Source organism: Kosakonia sp. S57 (assembly GCF_016516575.1).
GTDB classification, from domain to species: Bacteria; Pseudomonadota; Gammaproteobacteria; order Enterobacterales; family Enterobacteriaceae; genus Kosakonia; species Kosakonia cowanii.
The window spans coordinates 124611-138752 of sequence record NZ_JACVUL010000010.1; the positions used below are offsets into that span (position 1 = coordinate 124611).

Consider the following 14142-nt stretch of genomic DNA (forward strand, 5'->3'; position numbering starts at 1 on the left):
TGGTAATTAACCTCTGCGCTGAGTTTCAGGTTTTTTTGTTTTTGTCGGTTATAAAAAAGGAAAAGGACGTAACAATGAAAAAAGGGGTAATCGCGTTTCTGCTGCTGATGAGTATCAGCGCACCGCAGGCGCAAGAGGCAAAAGTGACGCTTATTCACACCGGGGATACGCACGGGCGCGGGATGAGCGAATCGGGTATCGGCTACGGCAAAATGAGCGCCTATGTGAAAAATCTGCGCGAACAGGACGCCAACGTGCTGTTTGTTGACGTTGGCGATGCGGTAAGCGGCATGCCGGTGACCGATCTGACACAGGGGGAAAGCAATGTCCGCGCCATGAACACCATGGGTTACGACGCCTTTACGCCCGGCAACGCGGATTTTATTTTCGGCGGCCCGGAGCTGCTCTCGCTGCGGGATAAAGCCCGCTTCCCGTTTGTCTCCGCCAATATTTACCATCATGACAAGCTCGCCTTTCGCCCCTATGTGATGAAAAAGGTGGCGGGGCTCAATATCGCCATCATCGGCGTGTCGCCGCTCAATGCGATGGTGGCAACCACCGACAGCAAACTGGCCGGATTTTCCGTCAGCGATCCGATTGAGGCGGTGCGCAACACGGTGGCGCAGGTGAAGAGGAAGAGCGATCTGATCATTGTGCTGGCGCATCTCGGGAAAACTGACCCGGCGGTGAATATCACGAAGCTGGTGGAAGCGGTGCCGGAGATCGATGTGCTGGTGGATGGTCACGACCATATTGCCGTGCAGTCCGGTAAGCAGATGGGCAGAACGGTGATGGTTAACGCCGGGCAGTATGGCGACTATCTCGGTCATCTCACCTTAAGTATCAAAGATAAAAAGATTGTCGCGTGGAGTGAAAAGCTGCTGGATGTGGCGAGCTTAACGGCGCTGAAAGCAGATAGCGAAACCGAATCCTGTATCGAGCAAGCGCGGGCTGCAAGCGCGGAGGTGCTCAATAACGTGGTGATGGCGCTCCCCTTTACCCTCAACGGCCAGCGTGAGCGGGTGCGCTCCGGACAGACCAACCTCGGCAGCCTGCTGGCAGATGCCGAACGGGAGTATGCCAACGCCGATATCGCCTTTACCGTTGGCGCATTTCTGCGCGACAGCATTCCGGCGGGGCCCGTGACCTATGGCGACGTGCTGAATGCGCTGCCGTTTCGCCTGCCGCTGGTGACGCGGGAGATGAGCGGCGAGCAGATCAAAGCGTTCATTGAGCACAACTATGCGCAGCAGAACATTATTTCCGGGGCGTATGCCCACGTCAGCGGCCTGCGTTTTAGCGTCGATTTCACCCGACCCGCCGGGGATCGCATGACCTCGATTGAGGTCAACGGTCAGCCGCTGGCGCGGGATAAAATCTATCGCGTGGCGTGTAATGAGCAGGTGAGCGATTTTGGCATTCGCGACATCGCCATCCGCGATCGTTACGATGTGCCGATGGCGGAGCTGCTGACGGAGTATGTGAATAAGCACGCGCCATTAATCTCACCCGCGCCGCGTGTGCAGTTTCTCCACCCGGCGGGGTAATTTTTAGCGCTTAGGCAGGGACGCGCAGCCCTAGCCGTTCGGGAACAATATCTTCCAGCATGGCGACCAGCTGCGGGTCCATAAAGGCGTAGTGATTCGGGATATTGAGCACATGCACCGGTTTGTGCTGCACCAGACGGGTAAAGTCGGTCAGCAGGCGCTCTTTGTGCTCCTCTTCCATGACGCAGATAACATCTGCCCAGGAGAGAATGGCGGGCGAAACGGTTTTTTTTGCCTGGCGTTGCATGCCGGCGGAGCGGGCATTGAGCCCAGGATAGCGGCGAAACAGCTGCTCAGCGGTGGGGCTGCGCCATTGGTTCCGGCTACAAATAAAAAGCACATTCATGCAAGTCGATACTCATCAAGCCGCGCTGAGCGCACTACGTCGTGTCATACGCGGGTATTAAGACCCGGTTGCGTTATTTTCTGGCAACCCTCTGGTGCGAGTCTGTCCGCTTCATCCTACAAACGACCACATACTGGCTGCTTTCCGCCCCTGCATCGCCGGGCGTTGCGGGACGCAATATAGCCACAATGGTCAGTCTAATCCAGCACAATCCGCAGGCCATCATAACCCGCTTCAGGCCCCGTCGGCAGCGGGTTTTTCATCATCCCTTGATCAAGGGCATATCTGATATGCGTTAGGATAAGTCGTGCAGCGCCTCACACCCGGTTTAAGGTCATTCTTACCCTATCAATACACTTCCACCAGGATGGTTCTTGGGATTGCCAACATGCGTTCGCCGCAGGTGAGGATCACATCGATTCCGCTCGGAAACGAGTGCGGGCGGTCGGTTAACTCATCGGTGATGCACTCCGGCAGCAGCGGGGCGATCATCCGCTCCTCCTGAATGCCGGGGCCGGTGAGCCGCAGCATCCGCCCGCCGCTGAGCGCGGGCAGTTGTAAAATCAGCGTCGCGCTGCTCTCTGCATTTAACGGCTGACCCACGGGCAGGGCGCTGAGCTGTTGATGGTTAAGGGTGCTGTCGGCAATAGCAAAGAGCGCCTGTTGCGGCGTCTCCAGCAGCGGCGCCTGGGTGTGAAAGCGCAGGTTCTGGCGCAGCAGATCGTTATCCAGCGCGTTTGCGATCCACAGCGGCGTGTCGCTGTTTGCCAGTGTTAACAGAACGCTGGTGGTGGCTGCGTTGAGCGGCGGCCAGCTATGTTTCAGCTGCGGCAGGGCGACAATCACCCCCGGCTCGCTCATTGCTTTTAACAGGCGACGAAAGGCGTGCTGAGCGTCGTGAACCGCCGACGCGAAGGCGGGTTGTAGTGTCATGCATTCTCTCCGCGCACCGGAACAGAGGCCTCGACCCGGCCGGTGTGGCGCGTAGGGGTATCAACCTGCATTCAGTGCTCCATAATAAATTCGATCATGTCGGCGCGATTCAGGCTGACGGAGTACTCCGTTGCGTTGATCTCACCGTCACGGTGGTTAAGGGTACGCACGCAGAGCAGCGGCGCCATAGTGGGGATCTCCAGCCAGCGGCTCTCTTTCACCTGCGCACGGCGGGCGCTGATGCGCGTTTGCGTGCGCTTCAGCTCAAGACCGGCGCGATCGCGCAGAAAATCGTGCAGCGACCCGCTGTTAAACTCTTGCAGCAGCGGCCAGAGCTGGCGGTCAGCAAAGTAGTGATCGATAAGACAAAGCGCGACGCCGTTCACCCGGCGACGGGTGCGCAGATGAATGACGTTATCGCCTTCGGTAATGCCGAGCGCATCGGCAACATGGCCGGAGGCCGGGCGCAATACCGCCAGCAGCCGTTCGCTGGTGGGATGGCTCCCCTGATCGAGCAGGTTCTGGCTAAAACGCGCCTGCGCATTCAGCGGGTAGTCGAACGGGCGCATCAACACCAACACGCCAACGCCCTGGCGGCGCTGCACCCAGCCCTTTTCGACCAGCTGATCGATGGCGCGGCGCAGAGTGTGGCGGTTGACCTGAAAGCGCGCGGCCAGCTGCTGTTCGGCGGGCAGCCAGTCACCACAGTGATAGTGGGTACGCAGCTCCTGCTCCAGTTTGGCGGCGATCTCCTGGTAACGTGTTGGGAAGCTGGTCGGATGTCTGGATAAGTGGATAGTCATCATTCCCCCGCAGACTCAGTTAATGTGCCTCCAGAGTGCCAAGGGAATGTTGCAATTGGGTTATGTATTGATTGCGCCAGGATGAAAAAAGAAAAGGAGCCGCGATCGGCTCCCTGTTTTGGTGGTGTACCGGCGGTAAAATCCGCCGGCGAATCATCAATTCTTTTTAACGAATTCTGATTTCAGTTTCATTGGCCCGAAGCCATCGATTTTACAATCGATATTATGGTCGCCTTCCACCAGGCGAATATTCTTCACTTTAGTGCCGATCTTCAACATTGAAGAACTGCCTTTTACTTTCAAGTCTTTAATTACGGTCACGCTGTCGCCGTCGGCTAACAGATTACCATTTGCGTCTTTGACGATTAATTCATCGCTCACCGACGCGGGTTCGGCATCGTTCCACTCGTGGGCGCATTCCGGGCAAACGAACATGCCATTATCTTCATAGGTGTATTCGGAATTACATTTTGGGCAGTGGGGAAGTTGCATAGGGGTTACCTCAAACAAGAGCAGAGAGAGCCGGATGTTTACCGGCACAAAAGGCGCAGTGCCTGAAAGCGCGCGATTATACAGCAAAACCGTACAATTGCCGTTGTTATTATTTCTTTAATCCCGGAGATAAAAAAACAACGCCCGCGACACCACCTGTCATTCGCTTAAGCGATGCTTATCTCATCACACCATTGAGAAAGTACTTATGTGTGATAATTAGATTATTTGCTGGTTGAAATTGCCAGCATTTACTAATTCAGATATGGTGACAGTTAGCAACCGGTGTTATTTGTAACCAGGCTGTCACACCTGTTAAATGCGCCATTCCCGGCGAATAATTACCTCTCAGATCGGGTGGGTAAATCTATGATGATATATCCTGGCTATTCATAAAAATGCGCTAAGCTCTAACCCTTTGGTTTTTAAAGACCAGAGTACTATTGCTGTCCCTTTTTACGGGAAAGTTTTTATTTTCCCGAATGCCATCAGGTGTTTATCTTTTCGAAGATATTTTCTACACGTAATTATAAAAGCCGAAACTTCACTAATAAAACTCAACGGCTAAATAAAACAAAGAAAATTTGCGTTAAGGAAAGACTTTTGACATGCACACACAAACAATATTTGAATTAAGTCAGGAAGCAGAACGGCTGTTACAACTCTCTTTGCACAACCTGCTGGCGCTGAAAAAAATGCCGGCGGCGGCGCTTGATGAGACAAATATCAGCGGCGCGGCGCAAAATAAAAATGTGTTGCCCCTGCACTTCAGCGCCCGCGGCGTTGAGGCGCAAGAGGCGACCCTACAGAACGAACTGCGCAAAATCACCCGGCTGGAGATGGTGCTGGCGATTGTCGGTACCATGAAAGCGGGCAAGTCGACCACCATCAACGCGATTGTCGGCACGGAAGTGTTGCCGAACCGCAACCGCCCGATGACGGCCTTGCCAACGCTGATCCGCCATACGCCCGGTCAGAAAGAGCCTGTGCTCCACTTCTCTCACGTCGGCCCGATTGATGCGCTTGCGCAGCAGTTGCAGACGCGGCTGTTCAATTACGATCGCGACAAGCTGGCGCAGAAGATTGAGATCGATCGCGATATGGACTCGCTGCTGGCGCGCATTGCGCAGGGCGATGCCTTTGATAAGCACTATCTCGGCGCGCAGCCGATCTTCCACTGCCTGAAAAGCCTCAACGATCTTGTACGCCTGTCGAAAGCGCTGGGCGTCGATTTTCCCTTCTCGGCCTACGCGGCGATTGAACATATTCCGGTTATCGAAGTGGAGTTTGTTCACCTGGCGGGGCTGGAGAGCAACCTTGGTCAACTGACTCTGCTCGACACGCCGGGGCCGAACGAAGCCGGGCAGCCCCATTTACAGAAGATGCTCAGTGAACAGCTGGCGCGCGCCTCGGCGGTGCTGGCGGTGATGGATTACACCCAGCTGAAATCGATCTCCGATGAAGAGGTGCGCCAGGCGATCTCGGCCGTTGGCCGCTCGGTTCCGCTCTACGCGCTGGTGAATAAGTTCGATCAAAAAGATCGTAACAGCGACGATGAGCACCAGGTTCGCGCGCTTATCTCCGGCACCTTAATGAAAGGCAATATCACACCGACGCAGATCTACCCGGTCTCCTCAATGTGGGGCTATCTGGCGAACCGCGCCCGTCACGAGTTGCAGAAAAAGGGGCGCTTGCCCGATCCAAACGATCAGCCCTGGGTGCAGGACTTTGCCGAAGCGGCGCTCGGTCGGCGCTGGCGCATGGCGGATCTGGATGATACTGAACATATTCGTCACGCCGCCGATCTGCTGTGGCAGGATTCGCTGTTTGAGCTGCCGATCCGCAACTTGCTGCACGCGGCTCACGCCAACGCTTCCCTCTATGCGCTGCGATCCGCCTCGCATAAGCTCCTCAACTACACCCAGAGCGCGCGGGAGTATCTCGATTTCCGCTATCAGGGGTTGACCGTCGCCTATGAGCAACTGGAGCAGAATATTGCCCGGCTGGAAGAGGATATGACCCTGCTGCGCACCAGCCAGGCGCGGGTACGTGATGAGGTCGATCATGAAGTGGAAGAGGCGCTGGCGGCGGCAGAGATCTTTATCAACGGTCAGCAGTTTGAAATTGTCGAAGCGATCGACGCCTGGTTCCATGATGGACAACTGATGGCAATGGCTAGCGAGAGCCAGGCCGATTTACGCCTTGATGAACGTTTAAGCCCCGGCCAGCTGGTGCTGGAAGATGAAGGCCAGGCGCAGATCGCCCTGAGCAAAATGCGCTCCGCCTGCGAGACGATCCTGCTGGCGGCGCAGGAGCGCATCAGCCGTGAACTGGCGCTGCGTTTTGATGAGCTGGAGAACACGCTGACGCGCTCGCTGAACGATGCCATGCGCCCAATCGAAACGCGCATCAAAGCGGAGCTGAGCCATGCCGGTTTTCGCGCCCGCATCTCTTTTCCCGCGTTTCAGCCGAGCACGCTCAACTTTAATGCCCGCACGCTGTTTAACAATGTCATCTCGCCGGAAGAGAGCAGCGCCGCGCAGGCCAGCCGCATTGGCGGCGTGCGTGAAACGGTCTCGCGCTGGCTCAATAACCCCAACTGGGGCTGGGACGACTATGTGGCGACGCGCACCCGGTATGTGATCGACCTCGGCACGCTGCATAAGAAGCTGACCGCCCATGTGGCGCACTTCTGCGAGCAGATCCGCAAAGCGCTAAGCGCGCAGGTTGATGTCTCCGTCACCGCAGGCATGGCGACCTTTTTTGCTGAGTTCTCCCAGAGTCTCTCCGGGCTGCAGGAGAGCCTGCGCGAGAGCATGGCGATCCGCCAGCAGAATGAATCCTCGGTCAGCGCGCTGCGTCGCCATTTGCTGCACTGTATCAGGACGGCGCACTGGATCCATGAGGATGCGCGGCTGTTACGTGATGATATCCAGACGCTCTTCGCGGCGGAGCAACCATGAAAAATCGACTGCTCGACGGCCCCGGCAGGGTGCTGGAATCTATTCATCCGAAATTTATTGTCGATCTGGTGCAGGGCATCGACGCGCCGCGTCAGACGACGATCGCGCCACAGCAGCAGCTTTTTCGTGAGCGGCTGGCGCAGGAGATCATGACCCAGACGCAGCTGCGCCCGTGGGCGATCTCCGGCAAGCTTGAGGAGAACGACGCCCTGCGGCTCGGGCTGGCAGAGAAGCTGGCGAGCATGCTCGACCCCGGTTATCTGGCGCTGACGCGCATTACGCAGCGGCTGAAGGCGATGCAGCACGCCGAGCGGCGTCCCGGCAGCGTCACGCCCGGCGCGCAGCAGCAGTACGACGTGTTGCTGGAGCACTTTAGCCAGCGCGCGGCATTTAAGGAGAAAGCGCTGACGCAGCGCGGGCTGGCGGTGCAGGCCGGTCATCACAGTGAACAAGTTTTTACCCACTGGCGCGCGGGAAGCTACAACGGCTGGTCGATGGCCGGACGCTGCTACGTCGCGCTGGAGGAGCTGCGCTGGGGGGCGTTTGGCGATGCCTGTCGGCTGGCTAATGAGGATGTAGCGACGATGCTGAAAGATAACCTGCGGGTGATGGCGGCAGAGTTTCTGGCACAGGGCATTGATGCGTCGCAAGGGACGCGCCACTTCTATCATCAATGGCTCGCCGCGCCGTCCACGCCGGGGGTGATGGAGTATAAAGATCTGCTGGGCTGGCTCGGGGACTGGTGTGATGCAGAGCGCCACCCGATTTGCTGGTCGGTGACGCAGAGCTGGCAACCCGTCGCGTTGGGGATGCCGAGGCTCTGCTCGGCAGCCCGTCTGGCGACGGCGATGGTCGATGAGGTTTTCGACGACCTTTAGTGGCTCGTCGACTCGGTTCGCGCCGCCATCTCTTCCGGCGTCGGCACCTTGCCGAAGCGTCGTGCGTAGAGCGCGGTGATAATCGGCACCAGGATGGCGGTGACAATTACGCTCGCGGCGACCAGCGCGGTCGCTGATGCAGCAACCGGTTCAAAGGCCGGGTTAATCTGGGCGATGATCACTGGGTTAGCCACCGCCGCACCCGCTGCGGAAGAGGCCGCCACGCCCGCGGTACCATTCCCGCCGCCAATCAGTCGGTCCGCCATAATCAGCGGAATACCGGTGATGATAATCACCGCCACGCCGAGGAAAATCCCCAGCAGACCGGTCTCCATAATCACTTTCAGGTTAATGGTGTTACCCAGCGCGAAGCCGAAGAAGGGGATCAGCACCGGTGTCGCTTTGCTGAAGAAGGCGCGCAGATCGTGGTCGAGGTTGCCGAGAGCAAAACCGATCAGGAACGGCAGCACCGCGCCGACAAAGTGGTGCGGTTCAAACGAGGCGAGGCCAGCGGAACCGAGGATCACCATGGTCATCAGCGGGCCGGACTCCAGCGACATCAACACAAATGCCCCCGACTCCTCTTTACTGCCGTACTGGTTCATCAGGCTGGCATAGAGCCCGCCGTTGGTCATATCCATCGCTGAGACAATCGCCAGCACCGACAGCCCGGCGAAGAAGCCGGTCTGAATGCCGGTATCGGGAATAAAGGAAGCGGCAATCATCGCCACCAGCCAGGCGACGGCAATTTTTGTCAGCACCAGCGTGCCCGATTTGCGCAGCACCGTGCCGGTCGCGCGAAGATCAATCGAGGCGCCAATACAGAAAAACCACACCGCCAGGATCGGCACCGTTCCGCTAATCATGCCTTTGGTAAAGGAGCCAAAATAGGCACCGGTATCGGGCGCCAGGGTATTAAGAATGGCGCCTAACAGGAGCGGAACTAACATCATCCCGCCAGGAATACGTTCAATGGTGGCCTTAATTTTCATACACGATCCTCACGACTCGTCATTCAGATGAACGAGGAAGCTAAAAAATGAATCATTCGATGTTTCAGAGATTTAAAGCATTCAGAAGCCAGCGCATTGACGATGGGCGGCGGCAGAGCGGCCTGAACAGACTCATCAATACCGATGAGTTAGCCCTTAACGCTGCTATTAGTGGGGCTATCATGAGGTGATTGGAATATCTATTCAATAAGAATGAAACGGTGTTTTAGTTACACCGATCACATAATTCGCGTAAACATTTATCGATGTTTCTTTATTTATTTTCGATGTAAATGGCTTGTAAAAAGGTGGGTCGAAAGCCGATCGCGCTTTTTTGAAATGAGGCAAAAAGTGAGGTAAAAACGGTGGTTGATGATTACCGGTTACAACTATGTGAATTTGATCACATTTATAAACCCTGATAGGGTAATTCGCTCATTCACTGCCCAACAGGCGTCAACAGGTTCGGTTGTACAGGCTTTGAACAGTTAGTGTAAGTAAACCTGCTACGCTTGAAAGAATGGCCGTAAGGCCGATAAAAAACGCCTGCCATGGATGGGTAAACGGGCGATACAGGGCGAGAGTCTTAAGAGGAAAACAGAGATGTTAAAAAGGAAAAAAATCAAACCGATAACGCTACGCGACGTCACGATTATTGACGACGCGAAACTGCGTAAAGCCATCACCGCCGCGTCGTTAGGTAACGCGATGGAGTGGTTCGATTTCGGTGTTTATGGCTTTGTGGCCTACGCACTTGGCAAAGTGTTCTTCCCCGATGCAGACCCCAGCGTGCAGATGATAGCCGCGCTCGGTACCTTCTCCGTTCCATTCCTGATTCGTCCACTTGGCGGCCTCTTCTTCGGCATGCTGGGGGATAAATATGGACGGCAAAAAATCCTCGCGATCACGATAGTGATCATGTCCGTCAGTACCTTTGCTATCGGGCTTATACCTTCGTATGAGTCGATCGGTATCTGGGCACCGATTCTGCTGCTGTTATGTAAGATGGCGCAGGGCTTCTCCGTCGGCGGCGAGTATACCGGCGCGTCGATCTTCGTGGCTGAATACTCCCCGGACCGTAAACGCGGCTTTATGGGCAGCTGGCTGGACTTCGGCTCTATCGCCGGGTTTGTCCTCGGCGCGGGCGTGGTGGTGTTGCTGTCGACGATTGTTGGCGAGCAGAACTTCCTCGACTGGGGCTGGCGTATTCCGTTCTTCCTGGCACTGCCGCTGGGCCTGATTGGCCTCTACCTGCGTCATGCGCTGGAAGAGACTCCGGCGTTCCAGCAGCATGTCGATAAGCTCGAGCAGGGCGACCGCGAAGGGCTGCAGGAAGGGCCGCGCGTCTCCTTTAAAGAGATTGCCAGCAAACACTGGCGCAGCCTGCTGACCTGTATTGGTCTGGTGATCTCCACCAACGTCACCTACTACATGCTGCTGACCTATATGCCGAGCTACCTGTCGCATAACCTGCACTACTCGGAAGATCATGGGGTGCTGATTATCATCGCCATTATGATCGGTATGCTGTTTGTGCAGCCGGTGATGGGTCTGTTGAGTGACCGCTTCGGCCGCCGTCCGTTTGTGCTGATTGGTAGTATCGCGCTGCTGGCGCTGGCGATTCCGACATTCAGCATGATCAACAGCGGCGTGATGGGGATGATTTTCGCTGGCCTGCTGCTGCTGGCGGTGATCCTTAACTGCTTCACCGGCGTAATGGCTTCCACATTGCCAGCGATGTTCCCGACGCATATCCGTTACAGCGCGCTCGCCAGCGCCTTTAACATCTCCATCCTGATTGCCGGTCTGACGCCAACGCTGACCGCCTGGCTGGTGGAGAGCTCGAATAATCTGATGATGCCGGCGTACTACCTGATGGTGATCGCGGTGATTGGCCTGATTACCGGCCTGACGATGAAAGAGACGGCGAACCTGCCGCTGAAAGGGGCAACCCCGGCAGCGTCGGATATGCAGGAAGCGCGTGAAATTCTGCAAGAACATCACGACAACATCGAACAGAAAATCGAAGACCTGGATGAAGAGATTGCCCAGCTGCAGGAGAAACGCTCCCGCCTGGTGCAGCAGCATCCGAAGATTGACGAGTAACTAAATAAAACCCGGACGGCTTAGCCCTCCGGGTTTTTTTAACACCCTGCCGCAATATAATCCCCGTTGGCACTCACCGGGATCACCGTTAAAAACAGTACCAGCGCAAAGAGCATCAGCGCCACGCCACCCGCGATTTTAAGCCCCGGAACCAGCCAGCGTAAGTGACCTGACTCACTGCCAAACAAGGCTGCCGTGCGGTTACGCGCATAACGCACCGCCAGCGACAGCCCCATGATCGAGAGCGCTGTGCCGAAGGCCATGGTCATCACCGCCGCCATTCCCCACGTGACAATGCCGAGCGCATTCGAGAAGAGCAAAATCATAATGGCTCCGCTGCACGGCCGCGCGCCAATCGCCAGAATCACGCCCAGCCGGGTTTTCCAGTCGCCCTGCGTCGACGCGCCAACCCCGTGATGACCGCAGCCGCACTGCGCGTCGTGAACATGCGTCAGGGAGCGGATGCGCAGCGCGCGCGGTCGCAGGCTCTTCACCGCGCGCCAGATGATATAGGCTCCGAAGCCGCCAATCAGCACCGCGCTGACCTTCTCGACATACCAGCGGCTTTCGCTGAGATCCCCCGAGGCGAGGTTAAACCCGACCGCGAGGATAAAGACAAACAGGATCGCGCTGACGCCCTGCATCAGGCTGCCGAGCAGCGGAACCATGCGCGCAGCGGTCTCGCTCTCTTTATTGGTGCTGAGATAGGTGGCGACAATAAATTTGCCGTGCCCCGGCCCGATAGCGTGCAGCACGCCGTAGAAGAACGCCCCCGTCAGCAGCCATAGACCGCCGCTGTACTGATGATTATTGAGTTGCAGCAGATACATCACCAGATAGCGGTGCAGGGTGATTTGCGCCGCCAGGCACCACTGCAAAAAAGCGCCCCAGTGCGTGTGCAGGGCGAAAGCGGCAACCAGCCCTGCCGCCAGCAGCGTAAGCGCCGCTGGCAGGCGCCAGTCACGGGTGAGAAGTTGCGTCGTCATAGGCGTTCAGCCATTAAGAAGGGATAGCCCGCAGTATAGGTGTCGTCAGGTGCGGGCTCCAGTCTGGGATCAGAAATTGAGCTGCCGCTTGTGCCAGCGCCCGAGCAGCAGCACTGTGGTCAGCGCGCCGAGCAGGGCGCAGAGCATATCCGACTGGGTATCCCACGGATCGCCCTGCGTACCGAGGAAGTCATCCGCGCCCTGGCCCATCGCCAGCGCTGCCCACCACTCAATCAATTCATAGGTGGCGCTGATGGCTAACGCAATACAGCAGACGATAAATTCGAGCATCTTGCCACCGCGCACGTACTGCCCGCGCAGTAAAATCTCCCGCGCCGCCAGCGCCGGAACCAGCCCCTGAAAGAAGTGGCCAAGTTTGTCGTATGGGTTGCGGCTAAGGTTGAACAGGTGCTGCACATCAAAGCCGATCGGCACTTTGGCATAGGTGTACATCCCGCCAACCATCAGGATGATGGCGTGGAAGAAAATCAGCGTGTAAAGCAGGGCAGTCAACGGGTAGCGCCGCCAGGTAGCGAGCAGCAGCGGCACCACGATCATTACCGGGATCACTTCCATCAGCCAGGTGGCACGGTCATGGGTAAAGAGACCGGTATAGATAAGCATCAGTAACAGGATTAGCGCTGCGCCGTACAGCGCAGGGCGGTTAACGCTCTTGAGCATACGAATGTCCGTTTCGGTAACAGAGAAAAAGAGACTATCGGCTGAAAAGGGGGAAAAGACAAATGGTTGAGAACGGGTGACGATGATGAAAAAAATCCGCCTTAGCAGCGGATTCTGGTTTTCAGCACGTTAAGCACTTATCGAATCAGTAATGCACCAGCCCGCCATCCACGGCGTACTGGCTACCGGTAACGTATGACGCATCATCCGAGAGCAAAAAGAGTGCGACGGCGGCGGCTTCCTGTGCAGTGCCGGCACGTCTGAGCGGCACCTGGCTTACTACAAAATCTTCGAACTGCTGGCGCGACTCTTCGGGCATAAAGTGCCTGAAGTTGGTCTCAATCGGCCCTGGCACCAGCGTGTTGGCGCGGATATCGCGCGGTGCCAGCGCGCTGGCCCAGCTCTTGACCATTGCAACGACTGCGCCTTTGGTGGCTGCATAAAGGCTGGTCATCGCCGCGCCTTCGTAGACGGAAGAGGAGGCGGTGACCAGCACCGACGCGCCGGAATTTAATGTGCCAGAAAGCGCTGCCAGCTGGAGCATTGGGCCGCGCACGTTGGCATTCATCATGCGGTTAAAGCTCTCGGCGGTGACCGATTCTGGCGCGCCGACTTCGGCATAACCGGCGTTCAGCCACAGGCCGTCGAGGGATCCCCACTGACTGATCGCCGTCGCCAGCGTCTCGATATCCGTTTCGCTGGCAGCGTCGCTTTTCAGGATCAGCGATGAGGCGGGCAGCAGCTTGCGGGCCTCAGCCAGGCGCGTTTCGTTCAGCCCGGTGATGGCGACCTCGCCACCCTCGCTGACGATGCGCTGTGCACCCGCCAGCCCCATCCCGCTGGTGCCGCCGGTGATCAGTACGCGTTTGCCTTCAAATCTGCTCATAAATAGCCCCTGTTGGTTCCTGAAATGGACGTTTACCTTACGCAACAACCGCTTGCGCCGTCATCTGTTTCAGCCCGTAACTGTCTTAGCCGCGCGCCTGTTCCCGCTGCTGTTCATGCTGGCGTCGGCGGGAGCGGCAGATATCAGCATGGTTTTCATCCGCCCACTGAATAAGTTTCTGCATCGGTTCCAGAAACGATCTCCCTAGCGGCGTTAAGGTGTACTCCACGCGCGGCGGCACTTCCGCATAAACGGTGCGGCTGACGTAACCGTCTGTTTCAAGACGTTTTAGCGTGCGGGAGAGCATCTGGCGGGAGATATCGCCAATTTCCCGGTTCAGTTCATTAAAGCGCAGCGTGCGTTCCGCCAGCGCTTCCAGAATCAGCAGGCTCCACTGATCGCCGATTTGATTAAGCACATCGCGGATCGGGCAGGGCTGCCCAAACTCGGCGATATCATTCTGGTCGTTGTCGCTCATTCGTTATCTCTCTTTTGCCGCCAATAGTCAGCTTCGTGTGACTAAGTACCT

13 protein-coding genes and 1 pseudogene are annotated in these 14142 nt (G+C 57.0%); 4 read left to right on the forward strand and 10 right to left on the reverse strand.

The features are described from left to right. Window positions 1-74 precede the first annotated feature (74 nt). A complete protein-coding gene (locus IAE48_RS11980) occupies window positions 75-1547 on the forward strand; it encodes a bifunctional UDP-sugar hydrolase/5'-nucleotidase (protein ID WP_200134521.1) in 1473 nt (490 codons plus the stop codon). A gap of 10 nt (window positions 1548-1557) precedes the next feature. Here IAE48_RS11980 and IAE48_RS11985 read toward each other — a convergent pair whose 3' ends face one another. The 5 genes and pseudogenes from IAE48_RS11985 to IAE48_RS12000 all read right to left on the reverse strand — a co-directional run bounded on the left by IAE48_RS11985 (window position 1558) and on the right by IAE48_RS12000 (window position 4121). Continuing rightward, window positions 1558-1893, reverse strand: a complete 336-nt coding sequence (locus IAE48_RS11985; RefSeq protein ID WP_042712725.1) for a low molecular weight protein tyrosine phosphatase family protein — start codon at window positions 1891-1893, stop codon at window positions 1558-1560. A gap of 197 nt (window positions 1894-2090) precedes the next feature. Then, window positions 2091-2210, reverse strand: a pseudogene (gene phnP, locus IAE48_RS24330) (phosphonate metabolism protein PhnP); the annotation flags it as partial. Window positions 2211-2241: 31 nt separating this feature from the next. Next, window positions 2242-2826, reverse strand: a complete 585-nt coding sequence (phnH, locus tag IAE48_RS11990) for a phosphonate C-P lyase system protein PhnH (RefSeq protein ID WP_200134522.1) — start codon at window positions 2824-2826, stop codon at window positions 2242-2244. Between the two features lie 71 nt (window positions 2827-2897). Further along, window positions 2898-3623 carry a phosphonate metabolism transcriptional regulator PhnF gene (phnF, locus tag IAE48_RS11995; protein WP_200134552.1) on the reverse strand — a complete coding sequence of 242 codons (726 nt, stop codon included), beginning with the start codon at window positions 3621-3623 and terminating at the stop codon, window positions 2898-2900. A 162-nt stretch (window positions 3624-3785) separates the two neighbouring features. Then, window positions 3786-4121, reverse strand: coding sequence for a zinc ribbon domain-containing protein YjdM (locus IAE48_RS12000; RefSeq protein ID WP_023478448.1), 336 nt, complete (start codon window positions 4119-4121; stop codon window positions 3786-3788). Between the two features lie 608 nt (window positions 4122-4729). On the opposite strand from IAE48_RS12000, the gene crfC reads away from it, so the two are divergent. Beyond that, window positions 4730-7084, forward strand: a complete 2355-nt coding sequence (gene crfC, locus IAE48_RS12005) for a clamp-binding protein CrfC (RefSeq protein WP_200134523.1) — start codon at window positions 4730-4732, stop codon at window positions 7082-7084. Continuing rightward, the gene (locus tag IAE48_RS12010) at window positions 7081-7962 is read left to right on the forward strand and encodes a diguanylate cyclase regulator RdcB family protein (RefSeq protein ID WP_200134524.1); all 882 of its coding nucleotides are present in this window, start codon (window positions 7081-7083) and stop codon (window positions 7960-7962) included. The genes crfC and IAE48_RS12010 overlap by 4 nt, the downstream gene beginning before the upstream one ends. Here the strand turns inward: IAE48_RS12010 and kdgT are convergent. Then, on the reverse strand, window positions 7959-8954 hold the full coding sequence (gene kdgT, locus IAE48_RS12015; RefSeq protein ID WP_042712731.1) for a 2-keto-3-deoxygluconate transporter: 996 nt from the start codon (window positions 8952-8954) through the stop codon (window positions 7959-7961). The genes IAE48_RS12010 and kdgT overlap by 4 nt on opposite strands. A gap of 603 nt (window positions 8955-9557) precedes the next feature. Here kdgT and proP point away from each other — a divergent pair. Next, the gene (gene proP, locus IAE48_RS12020; RefSeq protein WP_200134525.1) at window positions 9558-11060 is read left to right on the forward strand and encodes a glycine betaine/L-proline transporter ProP; all 1503 of its coding nucleotides are present in this window, start codon (window positions 9558-9560) and stop codon (window positions 11058-11060) included. Between the two features lie 38 nt (window positions 11061-11098). On the opposite strand, the gene IAE48_RS12025 is transcribed toward proP, so the two are convergent. The 4 genes from IAE48_RS12025 to IAE48_RS12040 all read right to left on the reverse strand — a co-directional run bounded on the left by IAE48_RS12025 (window position 11099) and on the right by IAE48_RS12040 (window position 14091). After that, window positions 11099-12046 (reverse strand): nickel/cobalt transporter, encoded by a 948-nt coding sequence (locus IAE48_RS12025; protein WP_200134526.1) that lies wholly within the window; start codon window positions 12044-12046, stop codon window positions 11099-11101. Window positions 12047-12115: 69 nt separating this feature from the next. After that, on the reverse strand, window positions 12116-12727 hold the full coding sequence (locus IAE48_RS12030) for a DUF2238 domain-containing protein (RefSeq protein ID WP_200134527.1): 612 nt from the start codon (window positions 12725-12727) through the stop codon (window positions 12116-12118). A 145-nt stretch (window positions 12728-12872) separates the two neighbouring features. Next, a complete protein-coding gene (locus tag IAE48_RS12035; RefSeq protein WP_200134528.1) occupies window positions 12873-13613 on the reverse strand; it encodes an SDR family oxidoreductase in 741 nt (246 codons plus the stop codon). Window positions 13614-13698: 85 nt separating this feature from the next. Then, window positions 13699-14091: a helix-turn-helix domain-containing protein gene (locus tag IAE48_RS12040; RefSeq protein WP_200134529.1), complete on the reverse strand. Its 393-nt coding sequence runs from the start codon at window positions 14089-14091 to the stop codon at window positions 13699-13701. Window positions 14092-14142 lie beyond the last annotated feature (51 nt).

What these genes read in the sequence shown, in the direction of transcription:
- proP (WP_200134525.1), top strand. Translation starts at nt 9,558, where the DNA reads ATGTTAAAAAGGAAAAAAATCAAACCGATAACGCTACGCGACGTCACG.
- crfC (WP_200134523.1), top strand. Translation starts at nt 4,730, where the DNA reads ATGCACACACAAACAATATTTGAATTAAGTCAGGAAGCAGAACGGCTG.
- IAE48_RS12040 (WP_200134529.1), bottom strand. Translation starts at nt 14,091, where the DNA reads ATGAGCGACAACGACCAGAATGATATCGCCGAGTTTGGGCAGCCCTGC.
- IAE48_RS12000 (WP_023478448.1), bottom strand. Translation starts at nt 4,121, where the DNA reads ATGCAACTTCCCCACTGCCCAAAATGTAATTCCGAATACACCTATGAA.
- IAE48_RS11985 (WP_042712725.1), bottom strand. Translation starts at nt 1,893, where the DNA reads ATGAATGTGCTTTTTATTTGTAGCCGGAACCAATGGCGCAGCCCCACC.
- IAE48_RS12030 (WP_200134527.1), bottom strand. Translation starts at nt 12,727, where the DNA reads ATGCTCAAGAGCGTTAACCGCCCTGCGCTGTACGGCGCAGCGCTAATC.
- kdgT (WP_042712731.1), bottom strand. Translation starts at nt 8,954, where the DNA reads ATGAAAATTAAGGCCACCATTGAACGTATTCCTGGCGGGATGATGTTA.
- IAE48_RS12010 (WP_200134524.1), top strand. Translation starts at nt 7,081, where the DNA reads ATGAAAAATCGACTGCTCGACGGCCCCGGCAGGGTGCTGGAATCTATT.
- IAE48_RS12035 (WP_200134528.1), bottom strand. Translation starts at nt 13,613, where the DNA reads ATGAGCAGATTTGAAGGCAAACGCGTACTGATCACCGGCGGCACCAGC.
- phnH (WP_200134522.1), bottom strand. Translation starts at nt 2,826, where the DNA reads ATGACACTACAACCCGCCTTCGCGTCGGCGGTTCACGACGCTCAGCAC.
- IAE48_RS12025 (WP_200134526.1), bottom strand. Translation starts at nt 12,046, where the DNA reads ATGACGACGCAACTTCTCACCCGTGACTGGCGCCTGCCAGCGGCGCTT.
- IAE48_RS11980 (WP_200134521.1), top strand. Translation starts at nt 75, where the DNA reads ATGAAAAAAGGGGTAATCGCGTTTCTGCTGCTGATGAGTATCAGCGCA.